Genomic DNA, 12,799 nt, shown 5'->3' on the forward strand with positions numbered 1-12,799 from the left:
GGAGGAAAGCGCGGTCGGCGTTCGCACCCGACGACACGCGAACCAACTCAACGGCGGCAAGCGGATTCGTCGTCGAACACGCGACAGTCCCCCGGACCGTTCGGTTCGGGGGACCGCCGCGTGCTCTCGGCCGGGTCAGAGCCTGGTGGCCAGCTCCTCGGCGATCTCGTAGGTGTTCAGCGCCGCGCCCTTGCGCAGGTTGTCACCGCACACGAAGAAGTCCAGCGTGTTCGGGAAGTCCAACGCCTGCCGCACCCGGCCCACGTAGGTCGGGTCGCCGCCGACGACGTCCGCCGGCGTCGGGAACTCCTTGGCCGCCGGGTCGTCGACCAGCACGACGGACGGCTGCGCACCGAAGATCTTGTGCGCCTGCTCGACGGTCACCTCGCGGGCGAACGTCGCGTGCACCGCCAGCGAGTGCGTCGTCACCACGGGCACGCGCACGCAGGTCGCGGACACCTTCAGGTCCGGGATGCCCAGGATCTTGCGGGACTCGTTGCGGACCTTCAGCTCCTCGCTGGTCCACCCCTCGTCCTTCAAGGACCCGGCCCACGGCACCACGTTCAACGCCAGCGGCGCGGGGAACGGCGAGTCCGACACAGGCAGGCCGGCCGCCTCCAACGTCTCGCGGACGTCGCCCGCGCGCACGCCGACCTCCTTGCCCGCCAGCGCCGAGATCTCCGCGTACAGCCGGTCGATCGCCGCCTGCCCGCCGCCCGACGCGGCCTGGTAGGACGCCACGACCAGCTCGCGCAGCTCGAACTCCCGGTGCAGGGCGCCCAGCGCGGCCATCATCGACAACGTCGTGCAGTTCGGGTTCGCGATGATCCCCTTGGGGCGCACGCCGATCTGGTCGGCGTTCACCTCGGGCACCACCAGCGGCACGTCGGGGTCCATCCGGAACGCGCCCGAGTTGTCCACCGCGACCGCGCCCTTGGCCGCGGCGATCGGCGCCCACTCGGCCGACACCTCGTCCGGCACGTCGAACATCGCGACGTCCACGCCGTCGAACGCCTCCGGCGACAGCGCGACCACGGTCAGCTCTTCGCCGCGCACGGTGATCTTCTTGCCCGCCGAGCGCGCGGACGCGATCAGCCGGACCTCACCCCACGGCACGGACTCGCGGCCGTTGATGATGTCGATCATGACGGTGCCGACGGCACCGGTGGCCCCCACAAGAGCCAGGACAGGTCCGCTCATCGCCCACTCCCCGCGTACACCACAGCTTCTTCGTCGCCACCGAGGTCGAACGCGTCGTGCAGCGCGCGCACGGCGTCGTCGAGCTGCGTGTCGCGGCAGATGACCGAGATCCGGATCTCCGAGGTGGAGATGATCTCGATGTTGACGCCCGCCGACGCGAGCGCCTCGCAGAACTGCGCGGTCACGCCGGGGTGCGAGCGCATGCCCGCGCCGACCAGCGACACCTTGCCCACGTGGTCGTCGTAGAGCACCTGGTCGAAGCCGATCTCCTCGCGCGACTTCTCCAACGCCGCCACGGCGCGCGGGCCGTCGTCCTTCGGCAGGGTGAACGTCACGTCGGTGCGGCCGGACACGGCCTGCGAGACGTTCTGCACGACCATGTCGATGTCGAGTTCGGCCTGGGCCACGACGCGGAAGATCCGCGCCGCCATGCCGGGCAGGTCGGGCACCGCCGTCACGGTGACCTTGGCCTCGGACCGGTCGTGCGCGACGCCGGTGATCATCGCCTGTTCCACGGGAAGGTCCTCCACTGACCCGGACACGATGGTCCCGGGCTTGTTGCTGAACGAAGATCGGACGTGCACCGGGACGCCGTAGCGGCGGGCGTACTCGACGCAGCGCAGCATGAGCACCTTGGCCCCGCACGCCGCCATCTCGAGCATCTCCTCGTAGGTGATGGTCTCCAGCCGCTTGGCGTTCGGCACGATGCGCGGGTCGGCGGTGAACACGCCGTCGACATCGGTGTAGATCTCGCAGACGTCGGCCTTCAGCGCCGCCGCCAACGCCACCGCGGTGGTGTCGGTGCCGCCGCGGCCGAGCGTGGTGATCTCCTTGCTGTCCTGGCTGACGCCCTGGAAGCCCGCGACGATCGCGATGGCGCCTTCCGCGAGGGCGTCCTGGATGCGGCTCGGCGTCACGTCGATGATGCGCGCCTTGCCGTGCACGGACGTGGTGATCACGCCGGCCTGCGAGCCGGTGTAGGAGCGCGCCTCGGCGCCCAGCGAGCTGATCGCCATCGCCAGCAGCGACATGGAGATGCGCTCACCGGACGTGAGCAGCATGTCCATCTCGCGGGCGGGCGGCACCGGGGACACCTGGCGCGCGAGGTCGAGCAGCTCGTCGGTCGTGTCGCCCATCGCGGAGACGGCGACGACGACCTCGTTGCCCGCTTTGCGGGTCGCGACGATGCGCTCGGCCACCCGTTTGATCCGCTCGGCGCTCCCGACCGAGGAACCGCCGTACTTCTGGACGACGAGCGCCACAGACCCACTCCTCCCAGGTGCTTCAAGCCCAGCTCATCGGGGAGACTACCTGGCCCAAGGAGTGGACAGCGGTCGCCGTGACGGCCACTACTCTCGACCCCGTGTCGACCCTGGAGGCCGTTCGCGTGGAGCCGAAGGACGCGCCCAGCGCGCGTGGGCGGTTGGCGCGCGTGGCCAGACACCGGGTCACCGCGGCGCTCGCCCCCGCCCTGCTCTACCTGGCCGTCCGCGAGCTCGGCCTGCTCGCGCTGCAGCTGATGGCGGCGCGGTGGGACAAGGACGTCACGCGGGCGCTCACGTCGTGGGACGGGCAGTGGTTCCTGGGCATCGCCGAGGGCGGTTACGCGAACGTGCCGACGTGGCTGGTGGACGCGTTCGGGCGGCGGACGGCGGAGACGCCGCTGGCGTTCTTCCCCGGCTACCCGACGCTGGTGCGGTGGGTGGACGGGCTGCCCGGCGTGCCGACGGTCGGCGCCGCGTTCGCGGTGAGCCTGGTCAGCGGCGTGCTGTGCGCCTACGGGCTGGCGCGGCTCGGTTCCCGGGTGGCCGGCGGGTCGCAGCGGGCCGGGCTGGTGCTGGTGGTGCTGTTCGCGGCGTCGCCGATGGCCGTGGCGCTGTCGATGACGTACTCGGAGGCGACGTTCTGCGCCCTCGCCGTCTGGTCGCTGGTCGGCGTGGTGGAACGGCGCTGGGTGCTGGCCGGGGTGTGCTGCGCGGCGGCGGGCCTGGTGCGGCCGACGGCGGCGGCGCTGGTCCTGGCGGTGTGCGCGGCGGCGCTGGTCGCGGCGTGGCGGCGGCGGGACGACTGGCGGCCGTGGGTGGGCGCGCTGGTCGCGCCGCTGGGGCTGGTCGGCTACCTCGGGTACGTCGCGGCGCGCACCGGGCGGTGGGACGGCTGGTTCGCCGTGCAGCAGATCGGGTGGGACTCGCGGTTCGACGGCGGCGCGGCCACCTGGAAGTTCGCGCTGCTCATCCTGGGTGAGCCCCGGTCGGTGCTGGAGCTGGCCACGGTGTGGCTGCTGGTGGTGGCGCTGGCCCTGGTGGTGCTGAGCCTGCGGCGCGGGCTGGAGTGGCCGCTGGTCGTCTACGGCGCCGGCGTGCTCGCGATGGACCTCGGGTCGAACGGGCTGATGAACTCGAAGGCGCGGCTGCTGCTGCCCGCGTTCACGCTCCTGGTGCCGATCGCGCTGGCGCTGGCACGGCGGCGCACCGGCACGGTGGTCGCGGTGCTGGTGGGCGTGTCGGTGTTCAGCGCGTGGTTCGGCGCCTACGCCATCACGGCTTGGCCGTACGCGATCTGATCGACAGGATGGGTCGGTGGACGGCAACGACCTGATCATGCGGCGCTGGAGCCCGCGGGCGTTCGACGGCGCGGCCGAGGTGTCGCCGGACACCGTGCGCGCACTGCTGGAGGCGGCCCGGTGGGCGGCCTCGCACGGCAACACCCAGCCCGCCCGGTTCCTCGTCGGCTACCGCGGCGACGACACGTTCGGGCGAATCTTCGCGGCCCTGCGGCCGGGCAACCAGGCGTGGGCGGGCCGGGCGTCGGTGCTGCTCGTGGGCGCGGTGGCCGAGTCGGACGAGCGCGGGCCGATGCCGAACACCGAGTTCGGGTTGGGGCTCGCGGTGCAGAACCTGGTGCTGCGGGCCGTCGAGCTGGGCCTGGTCACGCACCAGATGGGCGGGTTCTCGCCGGACGCGGTGCGCGAGGAGTTCGGGCTCCCCGAGCACGTGCGGCCGGTCGTCGTGATCGCGGTCGGGCTGCTCGGCGACGACGAGCAGCTGCCCGAGGACCTGCGGGCCAGGGAACGCCGACCACGCGTGCGCAAACCGTTGAGCGAGACTGTTTTCGCAGGTAGGTGGGGTCAGCCCGCCTTTGCGGAGGAACCCCCGGACCCCGCCGCAGGGGGGAGGACGGCGGGGACCGGGGAGGAACGGGGCTAGCGCGCGACGACGCGGGCCAGCAGGCCGGCGACGACGAGCCAGAACACCGCGGCGAGACCGTAGTTCAGGATCACGTCGAGGTTGGCGTTGCCCGTCTGGAACAGCCCTGGGAAGAACAGCGCCAGCGGCTCGGCGAGCTGCTGGATGAAGCGGAAGAACGCGTTCGCCGTGTTCACCCCGATGAGGAGCATGAGGATGTACAGCACCTCGATGCCCGCGAACACGGCGCCTACGCCGCGGATCACTCGGGCAGCGGTGTAGTTGCCACTGCGCGTTGAGGTTCGCCATCTGGACATGTCAAGAAGGTGCCCGCCCCACGATCGAGTGAAACTCGGACGGGTGAAGTTCCACCATCTGGGCGCTCGGTTCCACCTCGGCGCGGAATCCGGTTAACCTGTTCGTCATGGCACGCGCCCTCCTGCTTCGCCGCCGTGACGGGGTCTGATCGGACCGGCCCCCCGTCGCGGGACGAGCGTTGCCCGCCGGTCGTCTTCCCACCGGCACCAGCAGGAGCATTTCGAACATGAGCGCGACTCCCGACGCCTACACCTCCGGCGCCAGCCGCATCCGCCCGCCGGCCCGTCCCGTGGCCGACCAGCCGGTCTGGAACCCGCAGCGCGGCACGTCCATGCCCGTGCACCGCTACCGGCCGTTCCACGAGCAGGTGGAGACGGTCGACGTGCCCGACCGCACGTGGCCGACCAAGCGGATCACCAAGGCGCCGCTGTGGTGCGCGGTCGACCTGCGCGACGGCAACCAGGCCCTGATCGACCCCATGTCGCCCGCCCGCAAGCGCAAGATGTTCGACCTGCTCGTGCGGATGGGCTACAAGGAGATCGAGGTCGGCTTCCCGGCCGCGTCGCAGACCGACTTCGACTTCGTCCGCGAGATCATCGAGGACGGCGCGATCCCGCCCGACGTCACCATCCAGGTGCTGACCCAGTGCCGCCCCGAGCTGATCAGCCGCACGTTCGAGTCGCTGCGCGGCGCGGGCAAGGCGATCGTGCACTTCTACAACTCGACGTCCATCCTGCAGCGCCGGGTCGTGTTCAAGTCCGACCGCGAGGGCATCAAGAAGATCGCCACGGACGCCGCCGCGTTCGCCCTGGAGCAGGAGAAGGACTACCCGGAGACCGAGTTCCGCTACGAGTACTCGCCCGAGTCCTACACCGGCACGGAGCTGTCGTACGCGCTGGAGGTCTGCGACGCGGTGTCGGAGATCATCCGGCCGACGCCGGAGAAGCCGCTGATCATCAACCTGCCGGCGACGGTGGAGATGGCCACGCCGAACGTCTACGCCGACTCGATCGAGTGGATGTCGCGCAACCTGGCCCGCCGTGACTCGATCATCCTGTCGCTGCACCCGCACAACGACCGCGGCACCGGCGTGGCCGCCGCCGAGCTGGGCTACCTGGCGGGCGCCGACCGGATCGAGGGCTGCCTGTTCGGCAACGGCGAGCGCACCGGCAACGTGTGCCTGGTGACGCTGGGCATGAACATGTTCAGCCAGGGCGTCGACCCGCAGATCGACTTCTCCGACATCGACGAGATCCGGCGCACGGTCGAGTACTGCAACCAGCTGCCCGTGCCCGAGCGGCACCCGTACGGCGGCGACCTGGTGTTCACCGCGTTCTCCGGCTCGCACCAGGACGCGATCAAGAAGGGCTTCGAGGCCCTGGAGGACGCCGCCAAGGCCGCCGGGCAGCACGTGGACGAGTTCCCGTGGGAGGTCCCGTACCTGCCGATCGACCCGAAGGACGTCGGCCGCAACTACGAGGCCGTGATCCGGGTGAACTCGCAGTCCGGCAAGGGCGGCGTGGCGTACCTGATGAAGACCGAGCACCACCTGGACCTGCCGCGCCGGCTCCAGGTCGAGTTCTCCAAGGTCATCCAGGAGGTCACCGACACCCAGGGCGGCGAGATCGGCCCCAAGGACATGTGGGACGCGTTCTCCGAGGAGTACCTGGACGCCACCGCGCCGCTGAAGCTGCTGCGCCAGAAGGTGTCCGGCGACGGCAGCGGCCACGAGACGATCAAGGCCGTGGTCGTGGTGGACGGCGAGGCGCAGGAGATCACCGGCGGCGGCAACGGCCCGATCGCCGCGTTCGTGGACGCCCTGGCCACGGTCGGCTACGACGTGCGGGTGCTGGACTACTTCGAGCACGCCATGTCGTCGGGTGACGACGCGCGTGCGGCGGCGTACCTCGAGTGCGCCGTCTCCGACCGCGTGCTGTGGGGCGTCGGCATCGACAGCTCCACGGTCGCCGCGTCGCTGCGCGCCCTGGTGTCGGCGATCAACCGCGCCCACCGGTAGCTCGATGAGAGATCGCCCCGCCGGCGTCGTGCCGGCGGGGCGATCTCTCATCGCAGGTCCGCGAAGAACGCTCGCACGTCCTCGACCAGCAAGTCCGGCTGTTCCATGGCCAGGAAGTGGCCGCCCCGGTCCAGCTCGGTCCACCGGACGACGTGGTGGTCGCGCTCGGCCCACCGGCGGATCGTCACGTCGCGGGCCGACACCAGGACTCCGGTCGGCACGGTGGTCCGGTCGGTGTCGGACCACCCCTTCGCGGAGATCTCCTCGTAGTAGATCTGCGCCGCCGACGCGGCCGTGCCCGTCAGCCAGTACAGCGAGACGTCGGTGAGGACGCGGTCCCGGTCGACGCTGTCCTCGGGCAGGCCGTCCTCCGGGTGGGTGAGCTCCTTGAACTTCTCCACGACCCACGCGAGCTGGCCCACCGGCGAGTCGTGCAGCCCGTAGGCCACGGTCTGCGGCCGTTTCGAATTGCACTGCAGGTAGCCGTCGTTGAAGTCCTCCATCGCCTCCCACCGCCGCTGCTCGACCTCGGTGAGGCCCTCGACCTCGCCGTCGGGGAACGTCAGCAGGGCGTTCAGGTGGATGCCCACCACCCGGTCGGGCGCCTGCCTGCCCATCTCGGGCGCGACCCACGCGCCGGTGTCGTAGCCCTGCACGCCGTACCGCTCGTACCCGAGCGCGGCCATCAGCTCGACCAGCACGCCGGCCATCCGCGCCGCGTCCACGCCCGGCCCGGCCAGCGGGGTGGAGAAGCCGAAGCCCGGCAGGGACGGGACGACCAGGTGGAACGCGCGGGCCGGGTCGCCGCCGTGCGCGCGGGGGTCGGACAGCGGTCCGACGACGTCGAGGAAGTCGGTGAACCCGCCAGGCCAGCCGTGCAGCAGCACGAGCGGCAGGGCGTCCGGTTCGGGTGAGCGGACGTGCAGGAAGTGCACGGTCTGATCGCCGACGGTGGCGAGGTGCTGCGGGTGGGCGTTGATCGCGGCCTCGTGCGCGCGCCAGTCGTAGGTCGTGCGCCAGTGCTCGGCCAGGTCCTTCAGGTAGTCCACCGGGACGCCCCGGCTCCAGCCGACGCCCGGCAGCTCGTCGGGCCAGCGCGTGTTGGCCAGGCGGGCGTTCAGGTCGTCGAGTTGAGCTTGGGGCACGTCGATGCGGAACGGGTGGATCTCGGTCATGGCGGCGACGGTAGGAGGCCCTTGGGACAGTTCCGGTCCTAACGATCGGGCAGGCTCGACGCCATGGTGGACACGTCCGCGCGGCTGCTTCGGCTGCTGTCGCTGTTGCAGGCCCGGTGCGACTGGTCCGGCGCCGAGCTCGCCGAACGGCTCGACGTCACCACCCGCACGGTCCGCCGTGACGTCGAACGCCTGCGTGACCTCGGCTACCCCGTGCACGCGACGCAGGGCACCGCCGGTTACCGCCTCGGGGCTGGCGCCTCGCTGCCGCCGTTGCTGCTGGAGGACGACGAGGCGGTGGCCGTGGCGGTGGGTCTGCGCACCGCGGCGGGCGGTTCGGTGGCCGGGATCGAGGAGACGTCGGCGCGGGCGTTGGCCAAGCTGGAACAGGTGCTGCCCGCGCGCCTGCGGCACCGGGTCGGCACGCTGCACTCGGCGACGGTCCGCGTCGGCGCGGGCGGGCCGAAGGTGGCACCGGACGTGCTCGTGGCCATCGCGGACGCCTGCCGCCGGCACGAGTCGCTGCGGTTCGACTACACCAGCCCGCGCGGCGGCGCGACGACCCGGTCCGTGCAGCCGCACAGCCTGGTCAGCTTCACCCGGCACTGGTACCTGGTCGCCTGGGACACCGACCGCGACGACTGGCGCAGCTTCCGCGTGGACCGGCTGGCGCTGCGCACCCCGAACGGCCCGCGCTTCGCGCCACGCGAACCACCTGGTGGTGACGTGGGGGCGTACCTGGAGCACCGGCTCTCGTCCCGCGCGTGGCCGGTGCGGGCGACCGTGACGCTGCACGAACCGGCGGTCGCCGTGGCCGACCGGCTCTGGCCGGGCATGGGCGTGGTCGAGCCCGTGGACGACCGCGCGTGCCTGCTGCACGTCGGCGCGGAGACCGCAGGGGACCTGGTCTGGATGATCACGTCGGTGGACGTCGACTTCACCCTGACCGACGGCCCGCCCGAGCTGGTCGACGCGCTGAGCGCGCACGCCGACCGTTGCCTGCGGGCGGTCAGGAGGTCTTAGCGAGGAACGCCACCCAGCGGTCGGTCGGGAAGGTCAACACCGGGCCGTCGGCGTTCTTCGAGTCGCGGACCCCGGTCACGGCGGCGGTGACGGCCACCTCGACGCAGTTGCCGTTGTCGGCGGAGTAGCTGGACTTGATCCAACGGGCGTTGGCGGTCATCGCGACCTCCGGTTATCCCTTGAGCAGTGACGTGATCAAGGAAGCGGACTCGCGCTGGTCGAGCGCGACAGCGCGAAGGTTCTTCGCTGACATGCTATAGGCCCGGACCTGCGCCGGTTCCTGCACGTTGAGCGCACCTTCCTGCACTTCCACGTACACCACATCGCGGAACTTCTCGAAGCCGAGAAGCACGAACGAGCCGGTGGTCGCCGAGTGCACGCCTACATCGGTGGGAATGACCTGGACACCTACGTTGGACTGCTCGCCGACCTCCAGGAGGTGCTCCAGTTGGCCTCTCATGACGTCGGCGTCACCGACCGGTCTGTGCAGCGCCGACTCTTCGATGATCGCGTGCAGTGACAGCGAGTTCTCCTCGGCGAAAAGCCGCCGTTGACGCTCCATCCGGAAGTGCACGACCCGGTCACCGTGATCAGGTCGAACCCGCCGGGAAGACGTGGTCACCGCAGTGGCGTAAGCCTCGGTCTGGAGGAGCGCGGGCAGGACGATCGGCTCGTAGGTGAACTCGGTCGCGGCGAGCCGTTCGAGGCCGACGAAGGTCTGGAACCAGTCCGGGACGACGTCGGTCCACGCGCCCCACCAGGTGCTCTCGTCGTCCTGGCCGGCGAGGGCGACGAGCCGGTCGATGTCCGCGCGGTCGGCACCGTAGAAGCCCAGGAGTATCGCGACCTCGTTGGGGCGTTGGCGGTACATGCCGCCCTCGATCTGGCTGATCTTGCCCGAGGTGCAGCCCAACACCTTCGCCGCCTCGGTGCCCTTCTTCCGTGCCCGCTCGCGGTGGTCCCGCAGTTCATTGCCGATCAGCCAGCTCAACGCCGAGGGCTCAGCCACCCGTCCTCCTTCACGTCGCCGGCAAGTGTGCCCGGTGGCGACGTAGTCTCGGCAGTCACCCGATTGAGGAATACCTAAATTCTTAGCTAATCTCTAGCTTGGCTCTCGCGACCTAAGGTCGTGGCTGGTCCGGCTCCCGTGCGAGTGACGACGCGCGGGAGCCGGCCGGTCCTCACCAACCAAGGAGGGCTCGTGTGGCAGGAACTGCATCTCCAGGTCAGGAACCGACTGGCCGTGGTCGAAGGGGTCGCGACCGGCGGCGATGAGCGGGTGGCGGCGGACTTGGCCCGATCCGAGGTCCCGCTCCTCGTGACCGCGATCCGCGTGCTGCTCGACGGCCACCGGCCCGACTCCGAGGGCCACTGCCGGGCCTGCTGGGGCCGCAGGTGGTGGCAGCGGCCCACCGTTCCGTGCCGGCAGTACCTGCTCGCGCGGACGGCGTTGCTGGACCTGTCGGCGGACGCGCGGGAGGTGGCGTGATGGCGGTGCCGACATTGCGCGGGCGGCTGCTGGGGCGGGAGGTCCGAGCGCTGCGGGAGGCGGCCGGGCTCAGCGTCGCGGAGTTGGCGGCCCGGTCCCGGGGGGCGGTGCGGCAGATCGAGCGGGTCGAGGCCGGTTACGCGCCCGTCAGGTTCCCCGACATGGTGGCGTGCGCACCGGCGCTCGGGGACGAGTACCAGCGGCTGTTCACGGTCTCGCAACAGGCGCACCTGCCCGAACTGCGGTGCGAGTGGGGCGAGGAGGCGACCCTCGTGCTCGACCTGCTGCACGCCACGGCCACCGGGGTGCACACGGTCGGGGGAGGGGCGCGGCCGTTCACGTTGTTCCTCATGCCGGAGGGGTCGGACGTCGTGTTCCACGCGCACCTGGCGTCCGCGTTCTTCACCGAAGACCTCGGCGAGATCAGTGCCGCGCATCACATCATCGAGGCCCTACCAGCGGATTTGTGACGTCGAGCTAACGGGTTGCTGAGGACCCTCTCAGGTTGGAGACGATCGGGAACCGCCCCGCGTTCGGAGATCATGACCGCGTTCGTGGTGCTGTTCGTCGTCGCCGTCGTGCCACTGGCGCCGACCGAGGCCGTGCTGATCGGCTACGGCGTGCTGGCCGCCTCCGGCGAACTGTCGCTGACCGCGGTGATCGCCGTGGCAGCCCTCGGCTGCACCCTCTCCGACTTCGTCAACTTCGGTGTCGGGCGTGGGGTCGGGTTGCGGGCGCTCGAGAAGGTCGGACGGCGGCCCGGTCCGCGTGCGGTGATCGCGTGGACGGCGGAGAGGCTGGCCACGCGCGGCGAGTCGATCCTGGTCGCGGTGCGGTTCGTGCCGGGCGGTGGGCTGGTCGGCGCGGTCCTGGCCGGGTCGCTGCGGTGGCGCCTGCGGCGGTTCGCGCCGATCGCGGTGGTCGGCGCCACGCTGTGGAGCGCCTACACGGCGACGCTCGGCTACTTCGGCGGGCAGGTCTTCACCGACCCGGTGGTGGCCACGCTGGTGTCGTTCGCGGTGGCCACGCTGATCGGCGTGCCGATCGGGATGGCCGTGAGAGCCGCTCAGCGCAGGGCCGTGACCGCCTGAGCCAAGCGGTTGCGCACCGCGACGCGGGCCCGTTCGTACGCGTGCGGGTCGCCGTGCAGGACCGACTGGGCGTTGGCCATCTCCAGGAACGCGATCAGCTCGAACGCCAGCTGGTCCGGGTCGGCGATCCCCGGGATCGCGGCGACGGTCTCGCGGACGTAGGAGTTCCAGTCGCGCCCGTACCCGGCGATCGCGTCGCGCACCCGTCCCGGCCGGGCGTCGAACTCGGCCTGCACGGCGTAGAAGAAGCACCCGCCGGGGAACGTGCGGTTCTCCGAGTACGCCAGCCACCCGTCGAGCATCACCGTCAACCGGGTCAGGCCCGGCGGCTCGACCAGCGCCGGGTCCACGACCTGCCGCGCGAAGATCGCCGCCGCCGCGCGCACGGTCGAGAGCTGCAGCTCCTCCTTCGACCCGAAGTGCGCGAACACCCCGCTCTTGCTGACCTCCAGCTCGGTGGCCAACCGCCCGATCGACAGGCCCTCCAGCCCTTCCACCGACGCGATCTCCGCCGCCCGCCGCAGGATCTGCCGCCGCGTCTGCTCGCCGCGCTCCACCCGTCCGTCGACCTTCACGGCTTCCACGCTATCCCTCTTGACCACCGGCAAACTAATTGTACGATCGTTCGTACAACTTGAGGGGTGGACACATGGATCTCCTGGACCTGAACCGGTCGGCGCTCGACCTCAACCTGAAGCTCATGGCCGAACTGGACGAGGCGCACCTGGACCTGCCCACGCCGTGCGCCGGCTGGACCGTCTACGAGCTGCTGCGCCACCAGGTCGAGTCCACGCTGGCGTTCACCGCGGCCGTCCGCCGCACGGCCGTCGACGCGCCGGCGAGCGACGACCTGACCGTCGCCTACCGGATCGCGACCGACGCGGTCACCGAGGCGTTCCGCGCGGACGGCGTGCTGGAGCGCGAGGCCGAGTTCCCCAACTACGGCCTGCGCCGCGGTCGCGAGCTGGTGGCCGGGCACTTCATCGACAACCTGGTGCACGCCTGGGACCTGTCCCGCGCGATCGGCGTGGACAGCACGCTCGACACCGAGCTCGCCACCGCCGCCTTCCGGATGTCTCGGCACTTCCCGACCACGCCGGACGTCCGGGGTCCGGGAGGCGCGTTCGCGATGCCGGTCGCGGTGCCGGAGGACGCGCCGATCACCGACCGCCTCGTCGGCCTGCTCGGCCGTTCGCCGAACTGGCCGGCGTGACGTGACCGGCGGGTCGGGGCAGCAGCTCGATCAACGAGTTTCCACCCAGCCGGTTCGCGCCGTGCAGGCCGCTCGCCGCCTCGCCGAC

General features: G+C 71.1%; 15 protein-coding genes. 8 read left to right on the plus strand and 7 right to left on the minus strand.

All coding sequences use genetic code 11. The features are described from left to right. Positions 1–135: 135 nt before the first annotated feature. Together AB0H12_RS11085 and AB0H12_RS11090 are read right to left on the minus strand one after the other, a co-directional pair. Entirely contained in the window at positions 136–1,200 is a 1,065-nt protein-coding gene (locus AB0H12_RS11085; protein WP_499622493.1) for an aspartate-semialdehyde dehydrogenase, read from the minus strand. After that, complete coding sequence (locus tag AB0H12_RS11090; RefSeq protein WP_499622494.1) at positions 1,197–2,462, minus strand: aspartate kinase; 1,266 nt, start codon at positions 2,460–2,462, stop codon at positions 1,197–1,199. The genes AB0H12_RS11085 and AB0H12_RS11090 overlap by 4 nt, the downstream gene beginning before the upstream one ends. Before the next feature lie 101 nt (positions 2,463–2,563). Between AB0H12_RS11090 and AB0H12_RS11095 the strand changes: the two genes are divergently transcribed. Both AB0H12_RS11095 and AB0H12_RS11100 read left to right on the plus strand, forming a co-directional pair. Further along, complete coding sequence (locus tag AB0H12_RS11095; protein WP_499622496.1) at positions 2,564–3,763, plus strand: glycosyltransferase family protein; 1,200 nt, start codon at positions 2,564–2,566, stop codon at positions 3,761–3,763. Between the two features lie 37 nt (positions 3,764–3,800). Beyond that, positions 3,801–4,406, plus strand: coding sequence for a nitroreductase family protein (locus tag AB0H12_RS11100; RefSeq protein WP_499622539.1), 606 nt, complete (start codon positions 3,801–3,803; stop codon positions 4,404–4,406). Here AB0H12_RS11100 and AB0H12_RS11105 read toward each other — a convergent pair. Then, the gene (locus AB0H12_RS11105; RefSeq protein ID WP_230570061.1) at positions 4,403–4,702 is read right to left on the minus strand and encodes a hypothetical protein; all 300 of its coding nucleotides are present in this window, start codon (positions 4,700–4,702) and stop codon (positions 4,403–4,405) included. The two genes, AB0H12_RS11100 and AB0H12_RS11105, sit on opposite strands and share 4 nt — an antisense overlap. Positions 4,703–4,929: 227 nt before the next feature. On the opposite strand from AB0H12_RS11105, the gene leuA reads away from it, so the two are divergent. After that, positions 4,930–6,720 carry a 2-isopropylmalate synthase gene (gene leuA, locus AB0H12_RS11110; protein WP_499622498.1) on the plus strand — a complete coding sequence of 597 codons (1,791 nt, stop codon included), beginning with the start codon at positions 4,930–4,932 and terminating at the stop codon, positions 6,718–6,720. A gap of 47 nt (positions 6,721–6,767) precedes the next feature. On the opposite strand, the gene AB0H12_RS11115 is transcribed toward leuA, so the two are convergent. Next, a complete protein-coding gene (locus AB0H12_RS11115; RefSeq protein ID WP_499622500.1) occupies positions 6,768–7,895 on the minus strand; it encodes an epoxide hydrolase family protein in 1,128 nt (375 codons plus the stop codon). A 63-nt stretch (positions 7,896–7,958) separates the two neighbouring features. Between AB0H12_RS11115 and AB0H12_RS11120 the strand changes: the two genes are divergently transcribed. Next, entirely contained in the window at positions 7,959–8,918 is a 960-nt protein-coding gene (locus AB0H12_RS11120; RefSeq protein ID WP_499622501.1) for a helix-turn-helix transcriptional regulator, read from the plus strand. Here the strand turns inward: AB0H12_RS11120 and AB0H12_RS11125 are convergent. Next, positions 8,905–9,078, minus strand: coding sequence for a DUF397 domain-containing protein (locus AB0H12_RS11125; RefSeq protein ID WP_499622503.1), 174 nt, complete (start codon positions 9,076–9,078; stop codon positions 8,905–8,907). The two genes, AB0H12_RS11120 and AB0H12_RS11125, sit on opposite strands and share 14 nt — an antisense overlap. Positions 9,079–9,090: 12 nt before the next feature. After that, a complete protein-coding gene (locus tag AB0H12_RS11130) occupies positions 9,091–9,927 on the minus strand; it encodes a helix-turn-helix domain-containing protein (protein WP_499622504.1) in 837 nt (278 codons plus the stop codon). A 192-nt stretch (positions 9,928–10,119) separates the two neighbouring features. Between AB0H12_RS11130 and AB0H12_RS11135 the strand changes: the two genes are divergently transcribed. The 3 genes from AB0H12_RS11135 to AB0H12_RS11145 all read left to right on the plus strand — a co-directional run bounded on the left by AB0H12_RS11135 (position 10,120) and on the right by AB0H12_RS11145 (position 11,498). Next, positions 10,120–10,407, plus strand: a complete 288-nt coding sequence (locus AB0H12_RS11135) for a hypothetical protein (RefSeq protein ID WP_499622506.1) — start codon at positions 10,120–10,122, stop codon at positions 10,405–10,407. Then, on the plus strand, positions 10,407–10,877 hold the full coding sequence (locus tag AB0H12_RS11140) for a helix-turn-helix domain-containing protein (RefSeq protein ID WP_499622508.1): 471 nt from the start codon (positions 10,407–10,409) through the stop codon (positions 10,875–10,877). The genes AB0H12_RS11135 and AB0H12_RS11140 overlap by 1 nt, the downstream gene beginning before the upstream one ends. A gap of 72 nt (positions 10,878–10,949) precedes the next feature. Further along, complete coding sequence (locus AB0H12_RS11145) at positions 10,950–11,498, plus strand: DedA family protein (protein ID WP_499622510.1); 549 nt, start codon at positions 10,950–10,952, stop codon at positions 11,496–11,498. On the opposite strand, the gene AB0H12_RS11150 is transcribed toward AB0H12_RS11145, so the two are convergent. After that, entirely contained in the window at positions 11,474–12,073 is a 600-nt protein-coding gene (locus AB0H12_RS11150) for a TetR/AcrR family transcriptional regulator (RefSeq protein ID WP_499622512.1), read from the minus strand. The genes AB0H12_RS11145 and AB0H12_RS11150 overlap by 25 nt on opposite strands. A gap of 74 nt (positions 12,074–12,147) precedes the next feature. Here AB0H12_RS11150 and AB0H12_RS11155 point away from each other — a divergent pair, with 74 nt between their 5' ends. Further along, a complete protein-coding gene (locus AB0H12_RS11155; RefSeq protein WP_499622513.1) occupies positions 12,148–12,711 on the plus strand; it encodes a TIGR03086 family metal-binding protein in 564 nt (187 codons plus the stop codon). Positions 12,712–12,799: the final 88 nt, after the last annotated feature.

This window comes from Actinosynnema sp. NPDC023794 (assembly GCF_040639675.1).
In the GTDB taxonomy this organism is placed as follows: domain Bacteria; phylum Actinomycetota; class Actinomycetes; order Mycobacteriales; family Pseudonocardiaceae; genus Actinosynnema; species Actinosynnema luteola.